Here is a 15,823-nt window from a genome sequence, read left to right as displayed (position 1 = left end):
AATACAAGCCATGGGATCAGGCACCGTGAAAGAGCGAAAAACAGTGGCAAGTCGACAAGAAAGATATAAAAGAAAAGACAACGAGAATTTTCAATGAAAAGAATGTTAATTAACGCAACTCAAAAAGAAGAGTTGCGTGTCGCTCTGGTTGATGGCCAGCGACTTTTCGATCTTGATATCGAGAGTCCAGGTCATGAATCTAAAAAAGCGAATATCTACAAAGGACGTATCACACGTATCGAACCAAGCTTAGAAGCCGCATTTGTTGATTACGGCGCCGAGCGTCACGGTTTCCTCCCTCTCAAAGAAATTGCCCGCGAATATTTCCCTGAAGGTTACACCTACCAAGGTCGTCCAAGCATTAAAGAAGTGCTAACGGAAGGCCAAGAAGTTATCGTTCAAGTGGAAAAAGAAGAACGTGGAAGCAAGGGCGCAGCTCTTACTACTTTCATTTCTCTTGCTGGTAGTTACCTTGTTCTTATGCCTAACAACCCTCGTGCTGGCGGTATTTCTCGCCGAATCGAAGGTGACGAGCGTACTCAACTAAAGGCCGCATTAAGTACTTTGGAACTGCCTCAGGGCATGGGCCTAATCGTACGTACTGCTGGCGTTGGCAAGAGTGCTGAAGAACTTGAGTGGGATTTGAATGTACTACTTAACCACTGGGGTGCAATCAAAGGTGCAGCGGACTCTAACCCTGCTCCATTCTTAATCCACCAAGAAAGTAACGTTATCGTTCGTGCAATCCGTGACTATTTACGTCGTGATATTGGCGAAATCTTAATTGACAGCAACACCATCTACGAACGTGCAAAAGAGCACATTCAATTGGTGCGCCCTGATTTCCTTAACCGCGTTAAGAAATATGAAGGCGAAGTTCCACTATTCAGCCACTACCAAATCGAAAGCCAAATTGAATCAGCTTTCCAACGTGAAGTGCGTCTGCCATCTGGTGGTTCTATTGTTATTGACCCAACCGAAGCACTAACGTCTATCGATATCAACTCTGCTCGTGCAACCAAGGGCGGCGATATTGAAGAAACAGCTCTAAACACGAACCTAGAAGCAGCCGACGAAATTGCTCGCCAGTTACGTCTACGTGACTTGGGTGGCTTAGTGGTTATCGACTTTATCGATATGACACCTGTTCGCCACCAACGAGAAGTAGAAAACCGTCTACGTGAAGCCGTTCGTCTTGATCGCGCTCGTGTACAAATCGGTCGTATTTCTCGCTTTGGTTTGTTGGAGATGTCACGTCAACGTTTAAGCCCTTCTCTAGCAGAAGCAAGCCACCACATCTGTCCTCGCTGTAGCGGTACTGGAGTCGTTCGCGACAACGAATCTCTAGCACTTTCTGTGCTTCGTTTAATCGAAGAGGAAGCACTGAAAGACAATACAGCGCAAGTTCTCGCAGTTGTACCTGTGCCAATCGCTTCTTACTTGTTGAACGAAAAACGTCGTTCAGTTAACCATATCGAACGCATTCAAGAAGTGAAGATTACGGTTGTTCCAAACTCTGACATGGAAACGCCGCACTTCGAAGTTATCCGTGTTCGTGAAGGTGAAGAGTTCGATCTGATTTCTTATCTACTTCCTAAAAAACTGGAAGCAATGAAAGAAGCGGAAGGTAAAGAGCCAGCGGAAGTTGACGTAAAACCTAAACGAATCGAAGAACCTGTTCTTAAAGGCTTTGCGGCTCCTTCTCAAACGGCACCTGCACCAGCAGCTAAACCTGCCCCTGAGGCGAAGAAGAAAGAACAGAAAGTTGAACAAGAAGAAAAACCTGGACTGTTCAGCCGTTTGTTTAAAGCACTTGGTAGTTTCCTATTCGGCGGTTCTGAAGAAGTAAAAGAAGAACCGAAACCTCAGGAAGAGAAAAAGCCAAATCGCGATAATCGACGTAACAAACGTGATCGCAATGATCGTCGTCGAAATAACAACCAACGCGATAATCGTGAGAACCGCGACAATCGTGATAACCGTGATAACCGACGTCGTCGTAAGCCTCGTGATGAGCAAGCGAATGAGCAAAACGAAGCTCAACAACAAACCAATAAACAGCAAAACCGCAACCAAAAGCGTAAGCCTAAAGCTCAACAAGCAGACAAAGCCCAAGAGCAAAAAGCAAATGCAAAAGTAGCGGAAAAAGGCCTGCAGCTAGCGGCGGAAGCTCGAACTGAAACAAAACCAGAAGAGAGCAAACCAAAGCAACAAAACGCGAAAGCAGAAAAAGTGAAGGAGCGTCGCCAACGTCGCAAACTGAACAAGTCTGTACGCGTTAAAGACCAAGAAGCGGTTGAGAAGAAAGCAGAAGAAACGGCGGTTAAGACTCAAGAAACGGTTGAAACCAAAGTTGAGAAGCCAACAGAAGCAGCGGTAGAAGCACAACAAGACAACAAGCAAGCAGAGTCTAAGCAACGTCGTAACCGTCGTTCGCCACGTCACCTGCGTGCAAGTGGCCAGCGCCGTCGCCGTGGTCGCGATCGCCGTCCTAACCCGTTCCGCCTGCGTAAAGGTGGTGTAGCTTCTCCTGAGATGGCTATGGGTAAAGTAATGCCACACTACATTCCGAAACCAGCACCTAAGAAAGAAGAGCAAGTTAAGGAAGAAACAGTAGCAGCAGTACCTACAATGCAAGGTGGTTTTGCTTGTCCAGAGATGGCTATGGGTAAAGTGATTATTCGCCGCGAGCAACCTGTTGTAACAGAAGCGCCAGTTGTTGAATCAAAGGTTCAAGAAACAGTTGAAGCGAAAGTGGAAGCTCCAGTAGTAGAAGCACCTGTTGTGGAAGCAGTAATCGCAGAAAAAGCTGAATCGGCAGTAGTAGAAACAGCCTCTGTAGAGCCAATCGTTGAAGCACCTACAACTGAACAAGCTGATTCGACCGAAGATGTTGTAGAAACAGTACCTGCTGAAGAGCCAGTGGTTGAAGCGGCAAAAGAGGTTGCAGCCGAAGCGCCAGTAGCTAAACCAGAGCCTAAAGTCGAAGCCATTAAAGTTGCAGCTAAGCTAAACGCTAGCGCACCGATGACGAAAGCACCTGGCCCTCAAGAGCTACGCGAAATCACTGTTGCAGCAGCACCGTTCAAAACCGAACGTTACCAAGCTAAAGGTGCGGGTAGCCAAGTGGCAAAAAACCGCGCATCGGCAGAGATGACAAAGCCTAACTTTAACTAGGCTAAATCATTACGTTCAACTGCTTAACGGCATAAATAAATTAAAGGCTACCATCTGGTAGCCTTTTTTATCTTCATATTTGCCCAATAAATTGTTCATATAAATACCAATTCGTGATCACATTTGTACGCCATTATTCGTATCATTCTTGAACTTAATCACACTTTTCGGTAGCATGCGCCGACTCAAGTTTTCGACACCATTCTGATGCTGCTCTTTTAATACTACGGTTTACACTGCAATGTTTGATTAGAAATCAACCACTCAGTGGCTTGTGCAAATACGAATATGTGTCGGGTTTAACTCATTGCAAAGAGAACTTAAAAACAAACATGTTCGAATTTCCCCAATTTTCTAAGCACTCCGTAAAAAATGATGTGCTATCAGGCTTAACCGTTGCGCTAGCATTGGTTCCTGAAGCTGTCGCATTTGCGTTCGTCGCAGGCGTAGATCCGATGGTCGGTCTTTACGCTGCATTCATCGTTGGTCTTATTACTTCCATTTTCGGTGGTCGTCCCGGCATGATCTCTGGTGCAACAGGTGCCATGGCAGTCGTAATGGTTTCGCTTGTCGCGACTCACGGTGTCCAATACCTATTCGCAGCCATCATGCTCGCTGGTATACTTCAAATTGCCGCTGGTATGTTTAAATTGGGTAAGTTCATCCGTATCGTGCCTCACCCTGTGATGATTGGTTTTGTGAACGGTCTGGCTATTGTTATCTTCCTAGCTCAGTTGGGTCAGTTTAAAGCGCCAGATATCAACGGCATGCTTACTTGGCTACCACAAGACCAAATGCTGCTAATGCTTGGTTTGGTTGCGCTAACTATGGCAATCATTCACTTTCTACCAAAAATCACAACGGCTGTACCCTCTTCACTTGTTGCAATCGTAACGGTGACTGCTTTAGTGGTTGGTTTGGATCTGGAAACTCGCACTGTTGTTGACTTCCTGCGTACAATGTCTGGTGATGAAGCGGCAACACTCGCAGGTTCACTGCCGACCTTCTCTATTCCGGCGGTGCCATTTACGCTAGAAACTCTACAAATCATTCTTCCATACGCGATCATTCTAGCGGCCATTGGTCTAATTGAATCTCTGCTAACGCTGACAGTTTTAGATGAGATGACGAACACTCGTGGTCAATCTAACCGCGAATGTATCGGTCAAGGTATGGCAAACATGACTTGTTCTGTGTTTGGTGCTATGGGTGGTTGTGCAATGATTGGTCAGTCGATGATCAACGTAAACTCAGGTGGTCGCGGTCGTCTATCTGGTATCGTTGCGGCTATCGCTCTATTGATGTTTATCTTATTCGCTTCTTCGTTAATTGAAATGATCCCACTCGCTGCTCTGGTTGGTGTGATGTTCATGGTTGTCATTGGTACATTCGAATGGGCAACATTTAAACTAGCGCGTCGCGTACCGAAACAAGACTTCTTCGTTATTGTTCTTGTGACCGTTGTTACTGTTCTTACTGACCTAGCCGTTGCCGTAGCGGTTGGTGTTATTGTTTCTGCATTAATGTTTGCATGGCAACACGCTAAGCACATCTATGCCGACACATGCTTAAACGAGGAAGGTTCAAAAGAGTACAAGATTCACGGTCCTATTTTCTTTGGTTCTGCCGCTAACTTCTTGGAGTTGTTTAACGCGCCTGAAGATCCAAAAGATGTGATTGTCGATTTTGCAGACTCTCGCGTGACTGATCACTCTGCAATTGAAGCGATTGAAACACTAGCAGAGCGTTACAATGCTCAAGGTAAAACGCTGCACCTTCGTCACCTAAGCCCAGATTGTCGTAAACTTTTGGACAAAGCTGGCAGCTTGGTTGAAATTAACGTGAAGGAAGACCCAAGCTACAAAGTCGCAACCGACATTCTAGCGGGTTAACACGAATAAAAGGGATGAGCTGAGCTCATCCCTTTTTCTATTGTCTTCAAGCCCGGCGATTATAGCTTCTTCAAAATCGCATCTGATGCCTCTTCGATTAAATCAAGCACCAGTTCAAAGCCATCTTCTACACCATAATATGGATCAGGGACTTCGTCGTAACCTGACCCAGAATGACTTAAAAATAACGATACTTTGTGTCGATACTTCAACGGACAAATATCCAATAAATCGGCCAAATTTGCTTTATCCGCGGCTAATATAAGGTCAAACTTTTCAAAGTCATCAATGGTGACTTGGCGCGCTTGCATTCCTTTAAAAGAATAACCTCTCAGCTTTCCTGCGGCCATTGCCCTTGAATCCGGTGGGTTTCCTGCGTGGTAGCCAATCGTACCTGCCGAATCAACCTCCACGGCAATACCCAACTCTTGAGCTTTCGCTCTTAACACTGCTTCTCCGGTTGGTGACCGACAAATGTTTCCCATACAAACAACAAGTATTTTCTTCATTTTATTCCCTGAATTATCGGTGGTTTTTCTTCACGATATGTTGGTCTATCATAGCGAGATAAATCAATGAACCCAAATTAGCTTGGGCACAGCACGAAAAGGAATTGAGGAAGTATTATGTCTATCGAAGAAAATAAAGAAGCACGCCATAAGGCTCGCCAACAAAAAGTCAAAGAACAGGTAGACGCAAAAATTGCTGCTGCTCAAGAGGAAAAAGGTCTGCTACTGATCATTACCGGAAATGGTAAAGGTAAATCGACATCAGGGTTCGGTACGATAGCACGCGCAGTAGGTCATGGTTTGAATTGTGCTGTCGCGCAGTTTATTAAAGGTACTTGGGATAATGGTGAGCGCAACCTACTTGAGAAACTCGGCGTTGAATTCCAAGTAATGGCGACCGGCTTTACATGGGAAACTCAAAACAAAGCCGCTGATACCGAAGCAGCGCAAGGCGTATGGCAAGAATGTAAGCGCATGCTCAAAGATGAATCTATCGATGTGGTTCTTTTTGACGAGCTGACGTACATGGTGAGCTACGGCTACATTGATTTAGACGAGGTCGTTGAAGCGCTGAACAACCGCCCTAAAATGCAGTCGGTTGTCATTACTGGTCGTGGCGCTCATCGCACTCTGATTGAAATGGCTGATACCGTTTCTGAAGTGAAGAATGTAAAGCATGCATTTGAGTCAGGCGTCAAAGCGCTGAAAGGTGTCGACTGGTAAAGCTCACCAGCAGAATTAAAAAAGGGTTGGCTAATGCCAACCCTTTTTGCTTTGGCTCGAATCTAATTGAATAGATTCTTTATCAAACCATCGACTGCTTCTTTGGTTTTTTCGTCTTTGATCTTGTCCGTTAGCTTCTCTACGCCACGATCGATTTCTTTCTGAGCTTTCTGCTTCAGAACATCATCAAATATGAGCTTGAATTTAGGATCCGCCCACTTACCAGACACATTGATCGGAATAGTAATGTCTTTCAACTCATCTATATCTTTGCCGCCTTGGCCTTCTAGGCTACCTACGACTGATGTGCTGATAGTAAAGTTAACAGTTTCATTGATGTAGTTTGCGGTGCCTTTACCACGAACACGTAGCAAAGGAGACTGAGCTTGCATATTATCCGTTGATACGACACCTTTATTGAGCTTCAATGTCGCCGTCATCGCACTAAAATCTGTTTTCTTAACTTCATTGGTGCCTTCGACTTTTTGCCCTTTAAATTTCGCGTAGTTTTCACGAATCAATTGAGCAACGTTGATGCCATTTACCGCACCGTCAGCAAAATTGATAACAACCGTACCAGAAAGATTCTTCTTGATACCGGTAGGCGTTAGACTCTTACCGGTAACATTCACATCAATGTTACCCGTCCCTTCAAGCTTGTCGTTATCAGCGACATCAATAAGTAACGGTTGAACTTTCACGCCTTTGATTGACTTTTTCACACTGTAAGTCGCTGGTGACTTGCGTGCATCTAACTTCGCTGTCGCTGAGATTGTGCCTTGGTACAGCTTCGAACTAAATGAAGTAAGCTCAAATACGCCACGATTTACAGTGAAGCTCGTTTTTACCGCTTCCATCTTCGCATTTGCCGCTTTGAATTTGTCGATGGTAATGTCACCCTTTACATCTAACGTTTTCAACGCAGACAAATCAGGCTCAACCTCAGACCCAGCTGGAGCACTCTCGCCACCAGAAGCAGGCTTATTACCTTCGGAATCTTGCTGATCTAATCCTAAGAATTCATCAAGATCGATATTTGGGCTGTGGAGAGCAAATCGTACTTTAGGAATATCGCCAAGTGTCACATCTGCCTTACCATCTAAGGCGATAGCATTCGCTGTTAACTTCTCTAGGACAAAACTCAGGTGGTTTTTCGTTAGGTCGAAAGACAGATCAGACACCATGTCGACTTTCATCGGTGACTGAGGTAAAGCATCCCCCTCACAAGTCGATTTAAGAGTTAACTTATCCAACTGCACTTTGCTGATAGCCTTGTCCACGCTAAGTTGACCAGCACCCTGCATATCTAACTTCATACCACCAGCGTCGCCTTTCATGGCATAAGTCAGGTTATTTACTTTATCGAATTCAAAAGTATCTAAACCGATCGTTGCCGATTCAATCTTATTGGCAGGGTCAGAGTATGTCGCATCAAAGTTGATGTTCTTTAGCGCGTAGTTTGCCAAACCTTTTTCTAGCTTAAAGTCGGCCTGACCTTTCGCTGTGAACTTTTGGTCATTCATTTCGCCCTTCACGCCAAAATCAGCCGTTGTCCAGTTGTCAAAAGCGAATTCGGAAAGGTTTAATGAGATATCATAAAGTTTGGTGTAACTACCGGCTTGCTTATCCTGCATTTCTAATGAGCCATTAGAAACCGTAACACCAGCAAGATTAATGCTCCAATCAGAGCCAGAAGGCTGCGTTTCACCATTTTGCGTAGGCGCAGTATCGCTCGCTTGCTCTGCTTGTTGTGTTTGGGCTTTCGTCAATGCATCAATATTCTTGCTGCCATCTTTCTTGGTTTCGATATAGAACTCAGCCCCATCAAGCGTGACGTTTCCAATTTCAAGCTGTTGACTAAAAAGTGGCATGACAGAGATATCTACACCAACGGTATCAACTTTGAATAAATTGGGTTTACTAAAGCCTTGTGGGTTTCGCAATTCTGTATGTCCCAACTCAAAGCCGATCGATGGGAAAAATTGCCAACTGATATCTCCTTCAATCACTAGTTCTAAACCGGTTTGCTTTTGCGCTTGCTCAACAATAAGGGGCTTAAACTGGTTAGGATTGACGAAGATGGTTAACGCTAAAATTGCGACCAAAATGACCACAATCGGTATTGCTAGAATTAAGAGCAGTTTCTTCATTTGTTTTTCCTTGCTCGAGTGTTTTTACAATTATAAGCGCAGACTCCATTTACCGCTGACAGTTCCACAAAAGCGTGAAAAATGTCTGGTTTTAACCTGCAACTGACTAATTTAAAAACAAAAAAAGAAGTGGCACTTAAGGTGCCACTTCTTCTCTTAAAAATAAAGCGATATAGCCGTCTAAAGGCTTAAGCTTTCAAAAGTCTTGCAATGTGAGCTTTTAATACATCGATTGCGATACGGTTTTTACCACCGCGAGGAACAATAATGTCCGCATATTGCTTAGAAGGTTCGATAAACTGCATGAACATCGGACGTACTGTTTGTTGATACTGCTTGAGAACAGATTCCATAGTTCGGCCTCGTTCTTCCACGTCACGCTTAACACGACGAAGCAAGCAAATATCTAACGGTGTATCCATAAATACTGTCGCGTGCATCAAATCACGAAGACGAGGGTCAGTAAGAAGAAGGATACCTTCTAGAATGATCACCTTTTTAGGCGTCATTGTGGTCGTGTTACTTGTTCTTGTGTGTTCAGTGTAGCTGTACTCAGGTACTTCTACTGCTTCACCACGTACCAATTTTTCAAGGTGCTCACACAGTAGGTCGTGGTCCAACGCACTCGGGTGATCGTAGTTCGTCTTTACTCGCTCTTCCATGCTTAGGTGGCTTTGGTCGTTGTAGTAGCAATCTTCCGTGATGACACCGATTTGATGATCGCCTACTTTCGCGCGAAGCTCATTATAAATAGTGCTCGCGATCAGACTTTTTCCAGAAGCAGAAGCGCCAGCAATACCTACGATGACGCATTGATTATTATCAGACATTAGTTTGCACCCGATGATGATTTCTAGTCACATAAAAAGATAAACTGCCTGATTATAGGGAGTTCACCCCATAGTTACTAGCTGGAATTAGGGTTTAGTCATAAGTTTCTGCCTGCTCAGAGGATTAACCTCCGAGCAAACGTTAAAATGTGCAATTATCAACCAACAGGCATAGTAAACTTAGTTCACCATTGTAAAGCTAATCGCATCTGGTTTTGCTTTGCCTTGCCAAAACATCGTGCTACATACACGATCGGCAAGCTGCTTGTAATACCCTGCATGCTCACTTTCTGGGCGCCTTGCTACTGTTGGCACGCCAGCGTCAATATCTTCTCGCATAGAGATATGAAGCGGAATTTGTCCTAGCAGTGCTAAGCCAAACTCTTGCGACATTTTTTCTGCACCACCCATGCCAAAAATATGCTCTTTCGCGCCACATTGGCTACAAATGTGATAACTCATGTTTTCCACAACACCAATAACTGGGACATGGACTTTGTTAAACATTGCCGCTCCCTTTCTTGCATCGGCAAGCGCCAAGTCTTGCGGTGTAGTGACTAACACACTACCTGTCACCGGAATCTGTTGTGACAACGTCAACTGTATATCACCCGTGCCTGGCGGCATATCAATCACCAAATAATCTAAATCGGGCCAGTCTGTTTCCGTTAATAACTGCGACAACGCTTTTGAAGCCATTGGACCGCGCCATATTGCCGCTTCTGATTTGTCCACTAAATAGCCGATAGAGTGAGTATAGATGCCGTGAGCGAAAATGGGCTCCATCCACTTACCATCACGAACTTCTGGTTTTGCATCTTCTTGCCCTAACATCATAGGGACGGAAGGTCCGTAGATATCCGCATCCAACAATCCCACTTTCGCCCCAGATTGAGCAATCGCCAACGCTAAGTTAACCGCAGTCGTTGATTTACCGACCCCACCTTTCGCAGAACTAACGGCAATGATGTTCTTAACACCTTTAACCGGATTGGCCACTTGAGTTTCTAATGCTTTAACTCCAAGGCGAATATTGAATGGGAATTCAGCCACTTTACCTGCGGTTTGTTGCTGTTTAATCCAGTCATGCAATATAATTTGAAGCTCATTACTTGCGAATGGCAACGTTATCTCAACAGAACCTTGTGCCGTAATCGAAATTGCGCCATGAATATCTGCCCAATTTTCCACCAACTGTGGATGCTGGAATTGGTTAAACCAGTGACAAAAATCTTGTTTTGAAGTGAACTGATGCATAAGTCCTCCTTTTAGATGTCATGCTAACACCGTCCTGCCTCAACCAGAACCCCAAAAAAACTAAGGCATTCCGCAGTTTGACACCTTGGAGTTAGTGAGTTCATGGGGTAGTATTATCCATCAAAATTTATTTATACCTATCAAGAAAAGCGAATATTAAGTATGGCAAACGATCCAAGAAACTTTCCGTCAAGGAAAATGCTGGTAACTTGTGCCCTTCCGTACGCTAACGGTTCGATCCACCTTGGTCATATGCTTGAGCATATCCAAGCGGACATTTGGGTTCGTTACCAACGCCTACGCGGCAACACTGTAAACTTCATCTGTGCTGACGATGCTCATGGCACGCCAATCATGCTTAAAGCGCAACAGATGGGTATTACTCCTGAAGAAATGATTGCCGCAGTTAGCGAAGAGCACCAGAAAGACTTTGCTGGCTTTGATATCAGCTTTGATAACTACCACAGCACACACTCAGATGAGAACCGTGAGCTAGCGTCACACATTTATCTTGAGCTGAAGAAAAACGGCTTTATCTCTAGCCGCACTATCTCTCAGCTGTTCGACCCAGAAAAAGAGATGTTCTTACCGGACCGTTTCGTAAAAGGTACGTGTCCAAAATGTAAGTCAGAAGACCAGTACGGTGACAACTGTGACAACTGTGGCGAGACTTACAGCCCAACAGAACTGATCAATCCTAAATCTGCGGTTTCTGGTGCGACGCCAGTAATGAAAGATTCTGAGCACTTCTTCTTCGACCTGCCTCAGTTTGAAAGCATGCTAAAAGAGTGGACTCGCTCTGGCTCGCTACAAGCTGAAACAGCGAACAAAATGCAAGAATGGTTCGAATCTGGTTTGCAGCAATGGGATATCTCACGTGATGCGCCATACTTTGGCTTCGAAATCCCAGGAGAGAAGAACAAATTCTTCTACGTATGGCTAGACGCACCTATCGGCTACATGGGCTCTTTCAAAAACCTATGTGACAAGCGCGACGACCTAGATTTCGACGAGTACTGGAAGAAAGACAGCTCAGCAGAACTGTACCACTTCATCGGTAAAGACATCGTTTACTTCCACAGCCTATTCTGGCCAGCAATGCTAGAAGGTTCCGGCTTCCGTAAACCAAACAACGTATTCGTACATGGCTACGTAACGGTAAACGGCGCGAAAATGTCGAAGTCTAAAGGTACTTTCGTAAAAGCAAGCACTTACCTAGAGCACCTAGATCCAGAATGTCTACGTTACTACTACGCGGCGAAGCTAAACAGCCGTATCGACGATCTAGATCTTAACCTTGAAGACTTCACTCAGCGCGTAAACGCTGATGTTGTTAACAAGATCGTTAACCTCGCATCGCGTAATGCAGGCTTCATCGCGAAACGTTTTGAAGGCAAACTGTCTGACAACTTTGCAGAGCCTGAGCTTTACAACGAATTTGTTGCTGCGGCTGACCGTATCGCTGAGCTTTACGAAACACGTGAATTTGGTCGTGCAATCCGTGAAATCACTGCACTGGCAGACAAAGCTAACCAATACGTTGATGAAAAAGCACCGTGGGTTGTAGCAAAAGAAGAAGGCAAAGATCAGGATCTACAAGACATCTGTTCTGTTGGTATAAACCTGTTCCGTGTACTGATGACTTACCTGAAACCAGTAATGCCTGCTCTAGCTGCACGTACTGAAGCATTCCTAAACCAAGAGCTGACTTGGGAAAACATCGCTGCGCCACTAACAGGCCACGAGATCACTAAGTTCAAAGCACTGTTCAACCGTATCGATCCGAAGAATGTTGAAGCGATGATCGAAGCATCTAAAGAAGATGCGGCGGCAGAAATGGCGGCGAAAGAGAAAGCAGAAGCGGAAAAGAACAAGGCTAGCGAAACTGAGCTAGACAAAGAGCCAATCGCTGAAGAGATTGAGTTCGACGCTTTTGCAGCAGTAGATATGCGTATCGCTCGTATCATCTCTTGTGAAGAAGTGCCAAAAGCAAACAAACTGCTTAAGTTCCAACTGGACATCGGTGGTGAAACTCGTCAAGTGTTCTCTGGCATCAAGTCAGCGTACAAACCTGAAGAGTTAGAAGGCAAACTAACGGTAATGGTAGCAAACCTAAAACCTCGTAAGATGAAGTTTGGTATGTCAGAAGGCATGATCCTAGCAGCGGGCCCTGGTGGTAGCGACTTATGGATTCTTGAGCCGCACGAAGGCGCTCAACCAGGGATGCGTGTAATGTAATGCTCTTCGCATAATAGAAAGGCTTAACTATTTCAGTTAAGCCTTTTTTACAACAAGATAAAATTACTTAATGCAACCTATACTCTTCCGGTCCCCAAGTAATGGTCGCGCCACACACAAGGAAAAGTACAAAACTGATGCTTACAACATACGCAAGTATTCTATCAAACGTTGTTGCGTATTTTAGTATTAGTTGGTCATCCACAAGTGATAATTTGACTGGCTTTCCTCGCATCAATACTGATGCGTACATGGGAAATCTAAAACCCCACCCATTTCTGTCCCAACCAATAGGGTCATGACCATCCCGCAACATTTTTTTCTCAATCCGCTTTACCGATACACGAATGAAAAGCAAAGTACTAACTAACCAAGTACATCCGATAATCATATTTGCAATATCAAAATAAGACACGTTGCTCCCTTTATCAGGATTTGGCTTTTCAACTAGGCTTATATTCACCGTTCTACAGAGCCCTGTGCTTAACTGGTTTTCACTCTGTACTCTTCAGGCCCCAACCCCATAACTGCTCCCAAAGCAAGTGCCATCACGAAGCTTATTGTGACAATATACGCAAGCACTCGGTCAAAGACTGTCGCGTACTTTAGAATAAGTTTGTCTTCTACCAGCGATACTTTCGCAGGTTTACCTCGCATCAACACTGAGGCGTACATGGGAAACCTAAAACCCCACCCATTTCTGTCCCAGCCAATTGGATCATGACCATCCTGCAATATTTTTGTCTCAATCCGCTTTGCTGATACACGAATAAAAACCAATGTGCTCAGTAACCATGTCCAACCAACAATCATCACTATAAGATCGAAACAAAACACAATTACTCCTTTAAAACCAATTTACTTTAGAGCTAGTTTCATAGGTTTTTTCTGCTAAACCTTGCCCAAACCAATCACCCATTTTTGCAGCCGCATAACCAGCCCCTAAACCAACACCTATTAATACTACTACTCCAAATGGGCCAGCAGCTAAAGCGATTCCCATTCCAGATGCAATCACTTTGGATGTGGTCCAAACGCCAGCAGCGTTGCTCGCACCAAACCCAGCAACTTCCATTGCCGCTCTTTTTTTCCAATTTTCTCCGTTATTCTTGGCATTTCGAACATTGTTAAAGCGAACACCAGCATCAATCATGATGATCTTTTTACCTACAATACTAGAGCTTTGTTCAAGAACTCGAATTGAGCGGATGTTAGCTATAGATGTTAAATGTAACTAAGTTATATCCCTACCGCTTCGCGCGATATTGACAGCCCTATTCGGGTTGCTCCAAATGTTACCGCGGCTACTTTTAATTCACCCTGCATAATGGGCAAGCTCTTTTGTAAATTTTGCATTCAAAGAACTATGAGCTTCTTTAACTCTATATCCAAGCTTCACAAGCTCCTTTTTCTGCGCACCACTTCGTGACGCTGTCCGTACATCTAGTAAGGCGTTTTGATATTTGAGCAAAGCTTTCCCGAAATTACTCAATCTGACTTACTTTTCATTAACCGCCGTAGCGGCAGCACCTACTGCAGTATACTCATCGATTTTCTCCCCCCCATCGTATGATTAGTAGCATCTAAAAAAGGCTTAATCTCTTTTTCATAGAGGAGGGCTACCGCTTGTAAGTTTTCATCGCCAAACTCACTTGTTAGATTGGCTACATTTCTTTTGGTTTCTTGTGACCAACTTTTTACAGTATCAAGAGCACAAGCTATATCAGGTCTCTCGCTACGCAACTTAGCTATGTTGATCACAGAGCCTTCGTTCAGTATGAAAGGAGTACCTGCGGGAATAAAACTACCAAATATATGTGGGTTGTCCTTACGATACTGAAGGTACCTATCCTCATCATTTGTATCGATAGGGAGCGTTATCTTTGAGTGAGTACTGAAGCATAGGTCGAATTTATTAGACAAATTAATTACCTCGAACAATCAACAAAATAGACGACTTATATCATATGAAGTGTCCGAGTATTTTAATTTCTAAACATTGTGACTTGAATCAGACTACAAAAAGTAAGCAATATGTAACTCACAAAGAATAACGCGTACACCAAGCATCGACACCGAATAATCAACCATATTCACAAATTTGGTGAATCCATGCACCAATAACGACCGCCCCAAAAGAACATTTAACATAACCAGTTGTTTTAATTTAATTTTTGTTTGGCATCAAAACTGCAAACCTTCCTTGCTAGGTCCAAACACTAACAAGGAGTTGGTTATGTTTGTTTTGATTTCCACATTATTATCTATCGCTATTTTAGCCGGAATATATCACTTATCTTCTAAACGAGAGCAGCAACACGCGCGTAAATATCAGCTGTTAACATTATTGCGAGATGTTGTTCATCTGCTGAGACGCCATCGAGCTGCGACACACTACTCACTTCAATTTCAACAAAATAACGAACAAGAATTAGAAGTCCTTCATAACGATCTCACCAACAAACTGCATCTTTTGGTCGAAACCTCACGCTTTGAAAATAAACCCATGTATCGCGTGCTGCAGATCAAAGTAGGAAAACTGCTTGAACAATGGAACGATCACAGTGTTGCAAGGAACCAGATGGAGCATGGTAAGTTAATTCGTCATTGCTTGTTCTTGATGGATGAAGTCACGATTGCTTGGTTAGCGGTAGAACAACGAGATGATCTACATAATGAGTACCACATGAACTGGCAAAACATCATGGATAGCTTAGAAACCCTGACTCAATTGAGAATTAGCATTCAAGACTTGGGAGAGCAAGGGGGGAATGAGCGTTTCAAAAATTACGCATCGGTTATGACACGTAAGCTAAATCAATTAGCAGTTATCGCTCCGCTTAGTATCGTTTCTCCTGCTTCCACACGCTCAATACAGACATTAAATAACTATGTGACAGGAAGTCATGTCGATTTAACAGAAGCTGAGCTTTATGGAGTCACATCAGACTTATCGTTGACCATCTTCAATACTTACGACCACGTCCTTTCAGATGTCGTAGAGTCATTATATCTACCGTTACCCAGACTCTCGCTAGCAGGATAAG

At 44.1% G+C, this 15,823-nt stretch carries 13 protein-coding genes; 5 read left to right on the top strand and 8 right to left on the bottom strand.

The annotated features are described in order from the left end of the window. Positions 1-93: 93 nt before the first annotated feature. Positions 94-3,177 (top strand): ribonuclease E, encoded by a 3,084-nt coding sequence (rne, locus tag OO778_RS05650; protein WP_074191580.1) that lies wholly within the window; start codon positions 94-96, stop codon positions 3,175-3,177. A 332-nt stretch (positions 3,178-3,509) separates the two neighbouring features. Further along, positions 3,510-5,069 (top strand): SulP family inorganic anion transporter, encoded by a 1,560-nt coding sequence (locus OO778_RS05645; protein ID WP_005380840.1) that lies wholly within the window; start codon positions 3,510-3,512, stop codon positions 5,067-5,069. A 59-nt stretch (positions 5,070-5,128) separates the two neighbouring features. Here OO778_RS05645 and OO778_RS05640 read toward each other — a convergent pair whose 3' ends face one another. After that, positions 5,129-5,578, bottom strand: coding sequence for a low molecular weight protein-tyrosine-phosphatase (locus tag OO778_RS05640; RefSeq protein WP_074191581.1), 450 nt, complete (start codon positions 5,576-5,578; stop codon positions 5,129-5,131). 117 nt (positions 5,579-5,695) lie between these two features. On the opposite strand from OO778_RS05640, the gene cobO reads away from it, so the two are divergent. Continuing rightward, a complete protein-coding gene (gene cobO / locus OO778_RS05635; RefSeq protein ID WP_005396966.1) occupies positions 5,696-6,301 on the top strand; it encodes a cob(I)yrinic acid a,c-diamide adenosyltransferase in 606 nt (201 codons plus the stop codon). Between the two features lie 62 nt (positions 6,302-6,363). Here cobO and OO778_RS05630 read toward each other — a convergent pair whose 3' ends face one another. From OO778_RS05630 to apbC, 3 genes are all read right to left on the bottom strand, one after another. Continuing rightward, entirely contained in the window at positions 6,364-8,451 is a 2,088-nt protein-coding gene (locus OO778_RS05630; RefSeq protein WP_074191582.1) for an AsmA family protein, read from the bottom strand. A gap of 188 nt (positions 8,452-8,639) precedes the next feature. After that, positions 8,640-9,281, bottom strand: a complete 642-nt coding sequence (gene udk / locus OO778_RS05625; protein ID WP_005396962.1) for a uridine kinase — start codon at positions 9,279-9,281, stop codon at positions 8,640-8,642. A 180-nt stretch (positions 9,282-9,461) separates the two neighbouring features. Further along, complete coding sequence (gene apbC / locus OO778_RS05620) at positions 9,462-10,538, bottom strand: iron-sulfur cluster carrier protein ApbC (protein ID WP_074191583.1); 1,077 nt, start codon at positions 10,536-10,538, stop codon at positions 9,462-9,464. A gap of 162 nt (positions 10,539-10,700) precedes the next feature. On the opposite strand from apbC, the gene metG reads away from it, so the two are divergent. After that, positions 10,701-12,776, top strand: coding sequence for a methionine--tRNA ligase (gene metG, locus OO778_RS05615; RefSeq protein ID WP_074191584.1), 2,076 nt, complete (start codon positions 10,701-10,703; stop codon positions 12,774-12,776). A gap of 67 nt (positions 12,777-12,843) precedes the next feature. Here metG and OO778_RS05610 read toward each other — a convergent pair whose 3' ends face one another. The 4 genes from OO778_RS05610 to OO778_RS05595 form a co-directional block, all read right to left on the bottom strand. Further along, positions 12,844-13,191, bottom strand: a complete 348-nt coding sequence (locus OO778_RS05610; RefSeq protein ID WP_074191585.1) for a hypothetical protein — start codon at positions 13,189-13,191, stop codon at positions 12,844-12,846. Between the two features lie 68 nt (positions 13,192-13,259). Beyond that, positions 13,260-13,613, bottom strand: a complete 354-nt coding sequence (locus OO778_RS05605; RefSeq protein WP_074191586.1) for a hypothetical protein — start codon at positions 13,611-13,613, stop codon at positions 13,260-13,262. A gap of 10 nt (positions 13,614-13,623) precedes the next feature. Further along, complete coding sequence (locus tag OO778_RS05600; protein ID WP_226977475.1) at positions 13,624-13,929, bottom strand: hypothetical protein; 306 nt, start codon at positions 13,927-13,929, stop codon at positions 13,624-13,626. Positions 13,930-14,306: 377 nt separating this feature from the next. After that, positions 14,307-14,699, bottom strand: coding sequence for a hypothetical protein (locus OO778_RS05595; protein ID WP_256899548.1), 393 nt, complete (start codon positions 14,697-14,699; stop codon positions 14,307-14,309). Positions 14,700-15,012: 313 nt separating this feature from the next. On the opposite strand from OO778_RS05595, the gene OO778_RS05590 reads away from it, so the two are divergent. Then, on the top strand, positions 15,013-15,822 hold the full coding sequence (locus OO778_RS05590) for a hypothetical protein (protein ID WP_047010052.1): 810 nt from the start codon (positions 15,013-15,015) through the stop codon (positions 15,820-15,822). The last annotated feature ends 1 nt before the right edge of the window (position 15,823 follow it).

The organism is Vibrio sp. STUT-A16, assembly GCF_026000495.1.
GTDB classification, from domain to species: domain Bacteria; phylum Pseudomonadota; class Gammaproteobacteria; order Enterobacterales; family Vibrionaceae; genus Vibrio; species Vibrio diabolicus.
The sequence above is the reverse complement of the archived record's forward strand: the minus strand, read 5'-3'. Positions and strand labels throughout refer to the sequence as shown.